Origin of the sequence: Streptomyces sp. NPDC091972, from assembly GCF_044756385.1 — a bacterium.
GTDB lineage: Bacteria > Actinomycetota > Actinomycetes > Streptomycetales > Streptomycetaceae > Streptomyces.
In genome coordinates this window covers 184,496-198,209 of the sequence record NZ_JBIVSV010000011.1, presented here as the reverse complement: position 1 = coordinate 198,209, position 13,714 = coordinate 184,496, and the positions used below count along the sequence as shown (strand labels likewise).

Here is a 13,714-nt window from a genome sequence, read left to right as displayed (position 1 = left end):
TTCGTGGCGGATGCCGCATCCTTGAGATGTGGAGTCTCTCGGGGACGAGTCGGTCGAGCGGAAGGGGAGGGCGCAGGGTATGGGTTCCGGCGCACCTGCTCATAACGCTTCGGTGCACAACAACCAGCGCGATGCCACGGATCCAACGACGCCAGGGCACCATGGACCGATGCGTGACGACGAGGCGGCTCATCCGCATGGGGCGATCGGTGCGCTCGTCCACAGCGCGGTGGAAGGGGACGAGCAGGCCACGCACGACCTGCTCGCCCATGTCCACCCGCTGGCCCTGCGCTACTGCCGCACCCGGCTGTCCCGTCTCCCGGGCGACGCCCGGCACTTCGTGGAGGACCTCGCGCAGGAGGTCTGCGTAGCCGTCCTCCTCGCCCTGCCGCGCTACCGGGACACCGGGCGCCCCTTCGAGGCGTTCGTCTTCGCCATCGCCGCGCACAAGGTCGCCGACCTGCAACGGGCCGCGATGCGACACCCCGGTTCCACCGCCGTCCCCTCGGACGAGATGCCCGAGCGGCCGGACGACTCGCTCGGCCCCGAGGAGCGGGCGCTGCTCAGCAGTGACGCCGAGTGGGCCAAGAAACTCCTGGCCAACCTCCCCGAGAACCAGCGCGAGCTGCTGCTGCTGCGCATCGCCGTGGGGTTGACGGCGGAGGAGACGGGTCAGATGTTGGGAATGTCACCCGGTGCGGTCCGTGTGGCCCAGCACCGGGCGCTGAGCAGACTGCGGGCGCTCGCCGAGCAGTAGGGCACGCTCTTCTGAACGGGCGGCACGCCGCTTCCGTACGAACATACGAAGCCCGGAGCGGGTCCGCACCGTGCAATCCGTGGAATGTGACACCTCTGCTTCCCGTTAGCATGGACATCCGCACCGATCAAGGCCATTTGGGGAAGGTGTCATGACTGCAAACGTCGACGGAGTGCCCGGTAAATTCGCGACACTCGGGCTGACCTACGACGACGTGCTGCTGCTGCCGGGAGCGTCCGAGGTGCTCCCCAACGCGGTCGACACCTCGTCCCGCATCTCCCGCAACGTCCGGGTCAACATCCCGCTGCTCTCGGCCGCCATGGACAAGGTGACCGAGTCCCGCATGGCCATCGCGATGGCCCGCCTCGGCGGCGTCGGCGTGCTGCACCGCAACCTCTCCGTCGAGGACCAGGTCAACCAGGTCGACCTGGTGAAGCGGTCCGAGTCCGGCATGGTCACCGACCCCATCACCGTGCACCCCGAGGCCACGCTCGCCGAGGCCGACGCGCTGTGCGCCAAGTTCCGCATCAGCGGCGTCCCCGTCACCGACCCGGCCGGCAAGCTCCTCGGCATCGTCACCAACCGTGACATGGCCTTCGAGTCGGACCGCAGCCGTCAGGTGCGCGAGGTCATGACGCCGATGCCGCTGGTCACCGGCCAGGTCGGCATCTCGGGCACCGACGCGATGGAACTGCTGCGCCGGCACAAGATCGAGAAGCTCCCCCTGGTCGACGAGGCGGGTGTCCTCAAGGGCCTGATCACCGTCAAGGACTTCGTCAAGGCGGAGAAGTACCCCAACGCCGCCAAGGACTCCGAGGGCCGGCTCCTCGTCGGTGCCGCCGTCGGCGCCAGCCCCGAGGCCCTGGAGCGGGCCCAGGCGCTCGCCGAGGCCGGTGTGGACTTCCTGGTCGTCGACACCTCGCACGGCCACAACAGCAACGCCCTGAGCTGGATGTCGAAGATCAAGTCGAGCGTCGGCGTGGACGTGATCGGCGGCAACGTCGCCACCCGTGACGGCGCCCAGGCGCTCATCGACGCCGGTGTCGACGGCATCAAGGTCGGCGTCGGACCGGGCTCCATCTGCACCACCCGTGTCGTCGCCGGCATCGGCGTCCCGCAGGTCACCGCGATCTACGAGGCCTCCCTCGCGGCCCGTCCGGCCGGCATCCCGCTGATCGGCGACGGCGGCCTCCAGTACTCCGGCGACATCGGCAAGGCGCTCGCCGCCGGCGCCGACACCGTGATGCTGGGCTCGCTGCTCGCGGGCTGCGAGGAGTCGCCCGGCGAGCTCCAGTTCATCAACGGCAAGCAGTTCAAGTCGTACCGCGGCATGGGCTCGCTCGGTGCCATGCAGTCCCGGGGCCAGGGCAAGTCGTACTCCAAGGACCGCTACTTCCAGGCCGAGGTCTCCGCGGACGACAAGCTGGTGCCCGAGGGCATCGAGGGCCAGGTGCCCTACCGCGGCCCGCTCTCCAGCGTCCTGCACCAGCTCGTCGGCGGACTCCGCCAGACCATGGGCTACGTGGGCGCGGCCACCATCGACGAGATGGAGTCCAAGGGCCGCTTCGTGCGGATCACCTCGGCGGGTCTGAAGGAGTCGCACCCGCACGACATCCAGATGACGGTCGAGGCGCCGAACTACAGCCGCAAGTAGGTCTCAGGCTTCGAAGGGCGGTCCCGGGAGCATCCGGGGCCGCCCTTGTCGTACCCGTCGGGGATACTGGAAGGCGCTGCAACGCATCAGGGAAAGGCCACACACGTGACTGAGATCGAGATCGGGCGCGGCAAGCGCGGCCGCCGGGCGTACGCCTTCGACGACATCGCCGTCGTCCCCAGCCGTCGTACGCGCGACCCGAAGGAGGTCTCGATCGCCTGGCAGATCGACGCCTACCGCTTCGAGCTGCCGTTCCTGGCCGCCCCCATGGACTCGGTCGTCTCCCCGGCCACCGCGATCCGCATCGGCGAGCTCGGCGGCCTGGGCGTGCTGAACCTCGAGGGCCTGTGGACGCGGTACGAGGACCCGCAGCCGCTGCTCGACGAGATCGCCCAGCTGGACGTGGACAACGCGACCCGCCGCCTCCAGGAGATCTACGCGGCTCCCATCAAGGAGGAGCTGATCGGGCAGCGCATCAAGGAGGTCCGCGACTCGGGCGTGGTCACGGCGGCCGCGCTCTCCCCGCAGCGCACGGCGCAGTTCTCCAAGGCGGTCGTGGACGCGGGCGTGGACATCTTCGTCATCCGCGGGACCACGGTCTCGGCGGAGCACGTCTCCGGCTCGCACGAGCCGCTGAACCTGAAGCAGTTCATCTACGAGCTCGACGTCCCGGTGATCGTCGGCGGCTGCGCCACGTACACCGCGGCCCTGCACCTGATGCGCACCGGCGCGGCGGGCGTCCTGGTCGGCTTCGGCGGCGGCGCGGCCCACACCACGCGCAACGTGCTGGGCATCCAGGTCCCGATGGCGACCGCGGTGGCCGACGTGGCCGCGGCCCGGCGCGACTACATGGACGAGTCCGGCGGCCGGTACGTGCACGTGATCGCCGACGGCGGTGTCGGCTGGTCCGGCGACCTCCCCAAGGCGATCGCCTGCGGTGCGGACGCCGTGATGATGGGCTCCCCGCTGGCCCGCGCCACGGACGCGCCGGGACGCGGCCACCACTGGGGCATGGAGGCCGTCAACGAGGAACTGCCGCGCGGCAAGAAGGTCGACCTCGGCACGGTCGGCACCATCGAGGAGGTCCTGACGGGCCCGTCGCACATCCCGGACGGATCGATGAACTTCTTCGGCGCGCTGAAGCGGGCCATGGCCACGACCGGCTACAGCGAGCTGAAGGAGTTCCAGCGCGTCGAGGTGACGGTGGCGGACTCGCAGCACAAGCGGTAGGCAGGCTTACGGCGGCTCGAGGGCCGGTCGTCCCGGGTGGGACGGCCGGCCTTTCGCGTGCCCCAGGGGCTTCCGAGCACCCACGCCGCGCCCCGCGTGCCGCCGGCCCCGGAGCCCGCCGCACCCGCGCCCCCCTTCACAACCGGTGCGCCGCCCCCGTGGGCGTGGCCCCGCGCGTGTCCAGCAGCAGCTGGGCCTTCACCGACAGGCCCTGGAGGTCGTACGTGCGGTGCTGCTGGAGCAGGATCGTCAGGTCCGCGTCGGCCGCCGCCTCGTAGAGGGAGTCCGCGCGCGGGACCGGGCGGTCCAGGACGCTCCAGGACGGGACGTGCGGGTCGTGGTAGCTGACGGAGGCCCCGAGTTCCATCAGGCGTACGGCTACCTCCCGGGCCGGGGTGGCCTGCTGGTCGGCGAGGTCGGGCTTGTAGGTGACGCCGAGGAGCAGGACGCGGGCGCCGCGCGCTGACTTGCCGTGCTCGTTGAGGAGGGCGGCGGCGCGCTGGACGACGTAACGCGGCATCTGGTCGTTGACCTGCTGGGCGAGTTCGACCATGCGCAGGGAGCGGCCCGCGCTGCTGAGGTCGCGGGGCACCGCGTGGCCGCCGACGCCCGGGCCGGGGCGGAAGGCCTGGAAGCCGAACGGCTTGGTCTCCGCGCAGCGGATGACGTCCCACAGGTCGACCCCGAGGTCGTGGCAGAGGACGGCCATCTCGTTGACGAGGGCGATGTTGACGTGCCGGTAGTTGGTCTCCAGGAGCTGGACCGTCTCCGCCTCGCGCGGGCCACGCGCGCGTACCACCTTGTCGGTGAGGCGCGAGTAGAAGGCGGCGGCCGACTCCGTGCACGCGGGCGTGAGGCCGCCGATCACCTTGGGGGTGGTGGCGGGCGTGAAGTCGCGGTTGCCGGGGTCCACGCGGGTGGGGGAGTAGGCGAGGTGGAAGTCGCGGCCCGCGCGCAGGCCCGAGCCCTCTTCGAGGAGCGGGCGCAGGAACTCCTCGGTGGTGCCCGGCGGGACGGGCGACTCCAGGATCACGGTGGTGTGCGGGCGCAGGTGGGTGCTCAAGGTGCGGGCGGCGGCTTCCACCTGGCTCAGGTCCAGGCCGCCGTCCGGGCCCGCCGGGGTCGGCGCACAGATGACCGCCGTACGGACACGGCCGAGTTCGGCCGGGCCCGCGGCCGTCCGGAAGCCCCCCGAGAGCATCCGGCGCAGTTCGGCGGGGCTGAGGGAGCCGGCCTCGGGGCCGGTGCGGTAGCCGAGGGTGGAGATGCCGGCGCCGACAGCGGCCTGGGCCAGGGGCAGTCCGTAGGGACCGAGTCCGATCACGGCGAGGTCTGCGGGCATGGCGTGGGCCGTCCTTCCCAGTAACCGAAGCGGGACAGGTGCGCAAGCCCTGTGGACTGGACGAGCGAGCGCAATGTCAGACTAGGAGTAAATATGACCGAAATACGGGATTGGTTCCGTGTGTCTTCCTGTGGGGTTGTGCGCTTCGCTCCGCTCGGTCGTGAAAGTTATCCACAGGCTGAGGGTGACTGGTGGCTGAAGTCGGGCAACCCGGTCAGAATTTGGGCATGGGGGATACGGACCGGGCCACTCCTCAAGAAAGATCCGGCCCTCGACGGTGACCGGTGCGATCTACAGCTGGAGGCAGCAGTGGTGAGGACAGCGACACTGGGGCCGGCGCAGCGCGCCGAGTCACTCGCGGCGATGGCCGAGCGCGAACTGGACATCCTGGTGGTGGGGGGTGGCGTGGTCGGTGCGGGCACCGCGCTCGACGCGGTCACCCGGGGCCTGTCCGTGGGGCTGGTCGAGGCGCGTGACTGGGCGTCGGGCACCTCCAGCCGCTCCAGCAAGCTGATCCACGGCGGCCTGCGCTACCTGGAGATGCTCGACTTCGCCCTCGTGCGCGAGGCGTTGAAGGAGCGCGGGCTGCTGCTGGAGCGGCTCGCCCCGCACCTGGTGAAGCCGGTTCCGTTCCTGTACCCCTTGCAGCACAAGGGCTGGGAGCGCTGGTACGCCGGCTCGGGCGTCGCGCTCTACGACACCATGTCGATGGCCCGGGGACACGGCCGCGGGCTGCCCCGCCACCGGCACCTGAGCCACCGTCACGCCCTGCGTGTCGCACCCGCCTTGAGGAAGGACGCGCTGGTCGGGGCGTTGCAGTACTACGACGCCCAGATGGACGACGCCCGCTTCGTGGCCACCCTCGTGCGCACCGCGACCGCCTACGGCGCGAAGACCGCCAACCGCGCACGGGTGACCGGGTTCCTGCGGGAGGGCGAGCGGGTGGTCGGGGCCCGGGTGCAGGACGTCGAGGCGGGCGGGGAGTACGAGATCCGCGCCAAGCAGGTCGTCAACGCGACCGGGGTGTGGACCGACGACACCCAGGCGATGGTCGGCGAGCGGGGGCAGTTCCACGTCCGCGCCTCCAAGGGCATCCACCTCGTCGTGCCCAAGGACCGCATCCACTCCTCGACCGGTCTGATCCTGCGCACCGAGAAGTCCGTGCTGTTCGTCATCCCCTGGGGCCGGCACTGGATCATCGGCACCACCGACACCGACTGGGACCTCGACAAGGCCCACCCGGCCGCATCCAGCGCGGACATCGACTACCTGCTGGAGCACGTCAACTCCGTGCTCGCGGTGCCGCTGACCCGGGACGACGTCCAGGGCGTGTACGCGGGCCTCAGGCCCCTCCTCGCCGGCGAGTCGGACGCCACCAGCAAGCTGTCCCGCGAGCACACCGTGGCGCATCCGGTGCCGGGGCTCGTCGTCGTGGCGGGAGGCAAGTACACGACCTACCGGGTGATGGCCAAGGACGCCGTCGACGAGGCGGTGCACGGGCTCGACACCCGGGTCGCCGAATGCGTCACGGAGGACGTACCGCTGCTGGGCGCCGAGGGCTACCGGGCGCTGTGGAACGCGCGGGCGCGGATCGCGGCCCGTACCGGGCTCCATGTCGCCCGGGTCGAGCACCTGCTGAATCGGTACGGCAGCCTTGCGGAGGAGGTCCTCGAACTCATCGCCTCCGACGCCACACTGGGCGAGCCGTTGCAGGCCGCCGAGGACTACCTGCGCGCCGAGGTCGTCTACGCCGCCTCGCACGAGGGCGCCCGGCACCTGGACGACGTGCTGACCCGGCGCACCCGCATCTCCATCGAGACCTTCGACCGGGGCGTGCGCTCCGCCCGCGAGGCCGCCGAGTTGATGGCGCCGGTGCTGGGCTGGGACAAGGACCAGATCGAGCGCGAGGTCGAGCACTACGAGAAGCGGGTGGAGGCGGAGCGCGAGTCGCAGCGGCAGCCGGACGACCTGACGGCGGACGCGGCGCGGTTGGGGGCGCCCGACATCGTGCCGCTGTAGCGCACGGCGGTCCGTCCGTGGAGGACGCCGGGTTCGGCTCACGTCCGACATCACTCGAACGAGTGTCGTGAGCCGGGATCTCCGTTCGGAACCCGGTCGTTCTACGAGGTGCGGGGGCAGAACTCGGCGGCGAGCAGGGCCGGTTCGAGGTCGGGGTCCGCCACCGACGTCGTGTTCACGCGGAAGGTGAGGACGCGACGGCCGCCGACCGTGGCCGCGGTGCGCACGTAGCTGCCGGTGATGCGGCCGTTGTGCCCCCACACCGTCGTGCCGCACGGCAGCCTCACCGGGAACAGCCCCATGCCGTACCGGCCGTGTGCGGTGCGGGTGTCCGTCATCTCGTGCAGCCAGTACGGGGTCAGCAACCGGCCGCCGAGCAGGGCCGCGTAGAAGCGGTCCAGGTCGGCGAGGGTGCTCACCAGCTCGCCCGCGGCTCCGGCCACCCGTGGGTCGAGCGCGGTGACGTCGGACCCGGCGGCGGTGTAGGCGCGGCCGTGCGGGGAGGGGAGGGAGGTGCGCGAACCAGGGAAGGAGGTGCCCGTCAGACGCAGCGGGGCGATGATCCGCCGCTCGGCCTCGGTGGCGTAGGAGTCGCCGGTGACCTGCTGGATCACCATGCCGAGCACGACGTAGTTGGTGTTCGAGTAGGAGTAGCGGCCGCGGTCGGCCGGAGGGTGGGTGAGCGCGACACGGACGGCCTGGACGGGAGTGAGGGGGACCAGACCCCGGGTGTCGGTGGTGAAGTCGCGCAGGCCGCTGGTGTGGGTGAGCAGGGCGCGCAGGGTCAGCGCGCGGCCGTCGTTGCCCGTTCCGCGCACCAGGCCGGGCAGGTGCTGCTCCACCGTGTCGGACAGCGCCAGCCGGTGTTCCGCGGCCAGTTGGAGGGCGACCGTCGCGATGAAGGTCTTGGTGACGCTGCCGGCGCGGAAGTGGTCGGCGCGGGCGATTCCCGGACCCGCCTCGGCGTAGCGGGTCCCGCTGCGCTCCCGGGCGAGCAGGGCCGCGGCGGGAGCACCGCCCCGCGCGACCAGCAGCGGCAGCAGCGCGTCCGTGGGCGGGGCCGCCGCGGGAGCCGGGGAGGCAGCCGGGGCCAGGGCGAGCAGGGCCAGGGAGACCGGCAGCGCCAGTAGTGCCCGAAGCGGCGGCATCGCGGGTCCTCCCTTGTCAGGGCCATCATGCAGGGTCGCGGAGCCGCCGTGTCACCTGGCCGTGCGGCGGATCTGTGGAGGATGCGTGCCGTGCTGCCGGAGGTTGGTCGGCGGTGGGTGAGAGGGCCCCCGGGGGGCACCTGGAAGAAGGAGGGCAAAGGCCGGTCGGTGACTCAGGGAGGTGCGGTAGCTGTGAGCGGGCGGGAACTGTGCGTCGAGGGTGGTTGTGGGCCGGCGGGACCTGTGCGCCGGCCTCGCCGGGCCGTGCCGCGGGCGAGGCGAAGCGAGGGGCACCCTGAGGCGTCGGGCACTTGTCGGGTGAGGGACAATGGAGGCTCTGTCAGGGCGGGTTCATGAGGGGACGCATGTCGGACGCGGAGCGGGCGGGAGCATCCCGGCAGGACGAGAGCGAGCGTCTCCTCGCCGGGCGGTACCGGCTGGGAGGAGTGCTCGGCCGCGGCGGCATGGGCACGGTGTGGCGCGCCGAGGACGAGACCCTGGGCAGGACGGTGGCCGTCAAGGAACTCCGGTTCCCGTCCAGCATCGACGAGGACGAGAAGCGCCGGCTGATCACGCGCACGCTGCGGGAGGCCAAGGCCATCGCGCGGATCCGCAACACCAGCGCGGTGACCGTGTACGACGTGGTCGACGAGGACGACCGGCCGTGGATCGTGATGGAGCTCGTCGAGGGCAAGTCGCTCGCCGAGGTCATCCGTGAGGACGGGCTGCTGGAGCCCAAGCGCGCGGCGGAGGTGGGCCTCGCGATCCTGGACGTGCTCAGGTCCGCGCACCGCGAGGGCATCCTGCACCGGGACGTGAAGCCGTCCAACGTGCTGATCTCCGAGGACGGCCGGGTGGTGCTCACCGACTTCGGCATCGCCCAGGTCGAGGGCGACCCGTCGATCACCTCCACCGGCATGCTCGTCGGCGCGCCCTCCTACATCTCCCCGGAGCGGGCCCGCGGGCACAAGCCGGGCCCCGCGGCCGACCTGTGGTCGCTCGGCGGGCTGCTGTACGCGGCGGTCGAGGGCGCCCCGCCGTACGACAAGGGTTCCGCGATCGCGACGCTCACCGCGGTGATGACCGAGCCGCTGGAGGAACCGAAGAACGCGGGGCCGCTCAAGGACGTCATCTACGGCCTGCTCACCAAGGACCCCGCCCAGCGGCTCGACGACAGCCGCGCGCGGGCCATGCTCACCGCGGTGATCCACGGGCCCGACCCGAAGAAGGCCGAGCCGGAGCCGGCGGGCGACGCGACCCGGGTGGTGCCGTTGCCGGCGCAGCCGCAGGAGCGGGCGGGTGCGGAGAAGCTGCGCGGGGCGCTGCGTTCCATGCGCAAGGCCGCCGGGGCGGCGGCGACGTCCGCGGCCGCGTCCCGGGCCAAGTCCGGCAGCGGCACGGCGGGTTCGGGCGCGACGGGTCCGGGAGTGACGGGTCCGACCGAGGCGGGTTCGGGTGCCGGGAAGGTGCCCGCCCAGGGTTCCGGGCCTTCGGCGACTCCGGCCTCCCCGGCTGCCTCGGCCGCGCCGGTCTCCTCCGCGACCACCGCGTCCCAGGGCAAGGGCACCGCGAGCGTGGCATCGGCGTCGGGGGCGGCCTCGGCGCCGGTTGCGGAGTCGGCTGCGAGCGGGGCGGCCGGGGTCCGGGACGGGAAGACACGGCAGACCGACGCGGCTTCGGGCGGGCGGAGTTCGGGGTGGCCGGTGATGACGCCTCCGCCGGATCTGACGCCGAGGCCGGTGCCCCGGGCGCCGCTGACCGACGTGGTGCCGCGGCGGACGCTGGTGATCATCGCGGTGGTCATGGCGCTCGCGCTCATCGGTGTCGTGCTGGCCCTCACGCTCGACGGGGACGACGGCAGTGACGGGGCGAAGGGCGGCGGCACCGAGGCGACGGCGAGCGCGAGCGGGAGCGCCGGCACCAAGGAGGACAAGAGCGGGGGCACCCGTACCGACGGGTCCACGACCGGGTCCGCTTCGCAGGAGCCGGGCGCGGGGTCCTCGAACACGCCGAGCACGGAGGAGAGCGGCCGGAGTTCGGAGGGGTCCTCCGGCTCGGGGAACTCCTCCGGAGAGGGCGCGGTGGCCTCGACGCACCGGGGGAGCCAGGGGTATTCGATCGGGCTGCCCGCCGGGTGGAAGTTCCAGACGAGCAGCTCCGCCGGCGATCGGTTCACCGGGCCCGACGGGCAGAAGCTGCTCGTCGGCTGGACCAGCGCGCCCAAGGGTGACCCGGTGGCGGACTGGGAGAACCAGGAGCAGGGCATGCGCCGCTCGCAGTACACCAGGATCCGAATAGCGGAGGTGGACTACCGGGGCTGGAACACGGCCGACTGGGAGTTCACCTATGTGGAGAGCGGGACGAAGTACCGGACCATCGACCGGGGATTCGTCGTCAACGACCATCTCGGATATGGGCTGATGTACACCGCGAAAGCCGCGAACTGGGGCACTGAACTGCGCAAGGACACATGGCAGACACTCGCCGGCACCTTCGAACCGAAGTCGTGAGGCGCCCGCCGGTAAACGGTCATGTGTTTGGGCCCTGAGATATGGAATCCCCTCTTTGCGGGTTGCCTCCGGCACGTATCGTGAGTGTTCGTGGACCGTCCGCAGCCGGGTTCGGGTGCGGAACGGCCCACTAGGCGAACGGAATTGACCAACCGGGCGGCCGGGGGAGGCAACGTGGACGACTATGCGGGTCGGGTGCTCGCCGACCGCTACCGCCTGCCGTTGCCCCCGTCCGACGAGTACGAACTCACCGAGACCCGCGCCTTCGACACCTACAGCGGACAGGAAGTCCTGGTCAGGCAGGTCCCGTTGCCCGAGGTCGTCGAGGCCGAGGTGCTCGACGCGGAGGGGCTGCCCGACGGGTTCACGGCCCGGGAACCGCAGGGCGCGCGGCGGACACCGGGACGCCGTGGTGCGCGCCGGCCCACCGAACCCGCCGTGCGGCGGGCCGTCGAGGCCGCCCAGGCCGCCGCCCGGATCCCGGACCACCCGCGCCTCGACCAGGTCTTCGACGTGTTCGCCGAGGGCGGTTCGCTGTGGATCGTCAGCGAGTTGGTGGCCGCGCGGCCGCTGGCGGCACTGCTCGCCGAGAAGCCCCTGACGCCGTACCGGGCGGCCGAGGTCGCCTCGGATGTGCTCATGGCCCTCCGGGTGCTGCACGCGCACGGCTGGGTGCACCGCAACATCACCGCCCGCACCGTGCTGGTCTGCGACGACGGCCGGGTCATGCTGACCGGTCTCGCGGTCGGCGCGGCCGAGGAGGCACTGTGCGGCTACGACCCAGTGCCGGCCGAGGCGGGTGAATGGGGCGCCGGGGACGGGGAGTTCGGGGCCGGGGCGGAGGATCGTCCGGGCAGCGGGGCCGACGGACGCGGGGCACCCGGTGGACGTCCGGTCCCCGGACAGTCGACGGGCCCCTCCGGCGGGCTCGGGTCCGCGGGCAGGGCCGGCGGCTCCGGGCCGACCGGCGGTGCGGCCGGCGCTCGTACGGCCGCCGGGAACGGCGGCAGCGGGGCGGCCTTCGGACTGGGCGCCCAGAGCACCGGACCGGGTCCGTCCGGAGCGGTCAGCTTCGGTGGTGGTGACCCCGAGGCCGCCCGGCGGGCCGCGATCGAGGCGCGGGAGGCCCGTGGGCTGCCCGGCGCCGGGGTGGAGGCGGTCACCGGGACCGGGGCGTCGGCCGAGCTCGTCCGCAGGGAACCCGACGGCGGTACGGACATCCGGGCGGCGCGGGCCGGGGCGATCGCCGCGTACCGCGCGGGCGCACGGGCCGCGGCCCGGGTCCAGGAGGCACAGAACGGCAGGGCGGCCCTGCCCGGAGCCCGCCCGGCACCCGAGGACGACCCCGCCACACGCACGCGGGGCACCGACCCCGCCGTACCGCCCAACGGGCTGGCGCAGCCGCCGTATCCGGCGGGTCACGGGCTGGAGCAGCCGCGGTATCCGGCGGGGAGCGGGGTGCCGCAGTCGCCGTATCCCTCGGCCGACGGGCTCGCGCAGCCCCCGTATCCGACGGGGGACGGCGTCGAGCAGGTGCCCGGTGCCGGGGTGCCGGGGCGGATAGCCGATCCCTACGGAGTGCGCCCCACCCCGTGGCACGGGGCCGTGCCGCGCGGTGCGGGTGCGGCGCCCGTGGACGCGGTTCCCGCCCTCGACGCCATGCCGCCCGCCGATCAGGTGCCCGCGCCCGCCCGCTGGGAGGACCTGACGCCGACTGACGCCCCCGCCCGCCGCGGGCCCGCCACCGCGCTGGCCGCCGAGCGGGCACGGCAGACCCGGATGGCCGTGGTGGGGCCCGTCACCGAGCGGTGGGCACCGGAGCAGGCCGGGCCGGTGCACGAGAACTGGCAGCTCGCCGCGCCCATCGGGCCCGCGACCGACCTGTGGGCACTCGGGGCGTTGCTGTTCCGGGCGGTCCAGGGGCACGCGCCCTATCCCGAGGAGTCGACCGCCGAGCTGGTGCAGTTGGTGTGCGCCGAGCCGCCTGCCTTCGCGGAGGAGTGCGGGCCGCTGCGGCCGGTCGTGGAGTCGCTGCTGCGGCAGGACCCCACCGAGCGGCTGGAGTTCGAGGAACTGCGCGGCTGGCTGCGCTCGCTGGTGCGGTCCGCGCCCGAGCCGGAGGCCGGCGTCCATGTCGTCGCCGCCCCGCCCGTGGACGCGAGCCGGCTGCCGATCGTGCGCCGCCGGGGCGAGTTGGTGCGCAGGCGGCGTGCCGCGCTGCCCGCGACGCACGGCCGGCACAAGCGGGCCCGGGAGGAGGCCGCGCCCTCACCGCGCCGCCTCGGCCGCAATCTGCTGCTGCTCATCCTGCTGGTGATGGCCGCGGCGATCGCGTACGCCATGTACTTCATGCCGAAAGCGGGCCGCGACGAGGGCGCCGCCGAGCGCACGGGCGCCACCAGCCAGGCCGAGCCCGAGCAGTCCCCGGAGCCCGGCGGTGAACCGCGGCCCGAGCAGACGAGCCCCCGGGCGTCCGAGTCCAGCGGTGCCGCCGAGACCCAGACCGCCGGGCCCGAGGTCGCCGACGGCTTCACCCTGCGCAAGGACGCCGAGGGCTTCGCGGTCGCCGTGGCCAACGGCTGGGACCGCAGCCCGCGCAACGGCCGCGGCCAAGTGGTGTACTCCCAGGGCAACTTCGAGCTCATCGTCGTACCCGGGCGGGACACCTCGGCCGCCAACGGCGGGGATCCGATGGTCTACCAGCGGGAGAAGGAACCCGAGCTCCAGCCGTACCGCGACTCGAGCTGGGCCACCGCCACCGGGCTCAAGTCGATCCAGGTGGGCTCCCGGAGCATGGCCGAGGGGCAGTTCACCTGGACCGGCGACGACGGGCGCGAGCTGTACGTGCGCAACCTGGCGATCCTGATCGGCCAGAAGTACCACGTGGTGCAGGTGCGCGGGCCGGAGGCGGAGCGGGACGAGGTGACCCGGCTGTACGAGCAGGCGTCGGCCACGTACCGGGTGACGGGCTGACGGACGCCGTTCAGGCGGCCCGGGTTCACTCCTGCTTCACGGAAGCGACAACCGTCACAGTGCGGTCTCCTTGACGCCCCC

General features: G+C 72.7%; 8 protein-coding genes. 6 read left to right on the top strand and 2 right to left on the bottom strand.

What is annotated here, in order from left to right:
* Positions 1–169: 169 nt before the first annotated feature.
* From ACIQJT_RS29650 to ACIQJT_RS29640, 3 genes are all read left to right on the top strand, one after another.
* Positions 170–757 (top strand): sigma-70 family RNA polymerase sigma factor, encoded by a 588-nt coding sequence (locus tag ACIQJT_RS29650; RefSeq protein ID WP_007384137.1) that lies wholly within the window; start codon positions 170–172, stop codon positions 755–757.
* 151 nt (positions 758–908) lie between these two features.
* Complete coding sequence (gene guaB / locus ACIQJT_RS29645; protein WP_053847723.1) at positions 909–2,411, top strand: IMP dehydrogenase; 1,503 nt, start codon at positions 909–911, stop codon at positions 2,409–2,411.
* Between the two features lie 105 nt (positions 2,412–2,516).
* On the top strand, positions 2,517–3,641 hold the full coding sequence (locus ACIQJT_RS29640) for a GuaB3 family IMP dehydrogenase-related protein (RefSeq protein WP_365455999.1): 1,125 nt from the start codon (positions 2,517–2,519) through the stop codon (positions 3,639–3,641).
* Positions 3,642–3,777: 136 nt separating this feature from the next.
* On the opposite strand, the gene ACIQJT_RS29635 is transcribed toward ACIQJT_RS29640, so the two are convergent.
* Positions 3,778–4,983, bottom strand: a complete 1,206-nt coding sequence (locus ACIQJT_RS29635; protein ID WP_365455996.1) for a nucleotide sugar dehydrogenase — start codon at positions 4,981–4,983, stop codon at positions 3,778–3,780.
* Between the two features lie 312 nt (positions 4,984–5,295).
* On the opposite strand from ACIQJT_RS29635, the gene ACIQJT_RS29630 reads away from it, so the two are divergent.
* On the top strand, positions 5,296–7,002 hold the full coding sequence (locus tag ACIQJT_RS29630; protein WP_402648675.1) for a glycerol-3-phosphate dehydrogenase/oxidase: 1,707 nt from the start codon (positions 5,296–5,298) through the stop codon (positions 7,000–7,002).
* A 101-nt stretch (positions 7,003–7,103) separates the two neighbouring features.
* Here ACIQJT_RS29630 and ACIQJT_RS29625 read toward each other — a convergent pair whose 3' ends face one another.
* Positions 7,104–8,150, bottom strand: coding sequence for a serine hydrolase domain-containing protein (locus ACIQJT_RS29625; protein WP_402648672.1), 1,047 nt, complete (start codon positions 8,148–8,150; stop codon positions 7,104–7,106).
* A 365-nt stretch (positions 8,151–8,515) separates the two neighbouring features.
* On the opposite strand from ACIQJT_RS29625, the gene ACIQJT_RS29620 reads away from it, so the two are divergent.
* Positions 8,516–10,660 carry a serine/threonine-protein kinase gene (locus ACIQJT_RS29620; protein ID WP_402648886.1) on the top strand — a complete coding sequence of 715 codons (2,145 nt, stop codon included), beginning with the start codon at positions 8,516–8,518 and terminating at the stop codon, positions 10,658–10,660.
* A gap of 174 nt (positions 10,661–10,834) precedes the next feature.
* On the top strand, positions 10,835–13,633 hold the full coding sequence (locus ACIQJT_RS29615; RefSeq protein ID WP_402648669.1) for a protein kinase: 2,799 nt from the start codon (positions 10,835–10,837) through the stop codon (positions 13,631–13,633).
* The last annotated feature ends 81 nt before the right edge of the window (positions 13,634–13,714 follow it).

Bases quoted from the DNA above. Each gene is read 5' to 3' on its own strand.
- ACIQJT_RS29650 (WP_007384137.1), top strand. From the start codon at position 170: ATGCGTGACGACGAGGCGGCTCATCCGCATGGGGCGATCGGTGCGCTC.
- guaB (WP_053847723.1), top strand. From the start codon at position 909: ATGACTGCAAACGTCGACGGAGTGCCCGGTAAATTCGCGACACTCGGG.
- ACIQJT_RS29635 (WP_365455996.1), bottom strand. From the start codon at position 4,983: ATGCCCGCAGACCTCGCCGTGATCGGACTCGGTCCCTACGGACTGCCC.
- ACIQJT_RS29625 (WP_402648672.1), bottom strand. From the start codon at position 8,150: ATGCCGCCGCTTCGGGCACTACTGGCGCTGCCGGTCTCCCTGGCCCTG.
- ACIQJT_RS29620 (WP_402648886.1), top strand. From the start codon at position 8,516: ATGTCGGACGCGGAGCGGGCGGGAGCATCCCGGCAGGACGAGAGCGAG.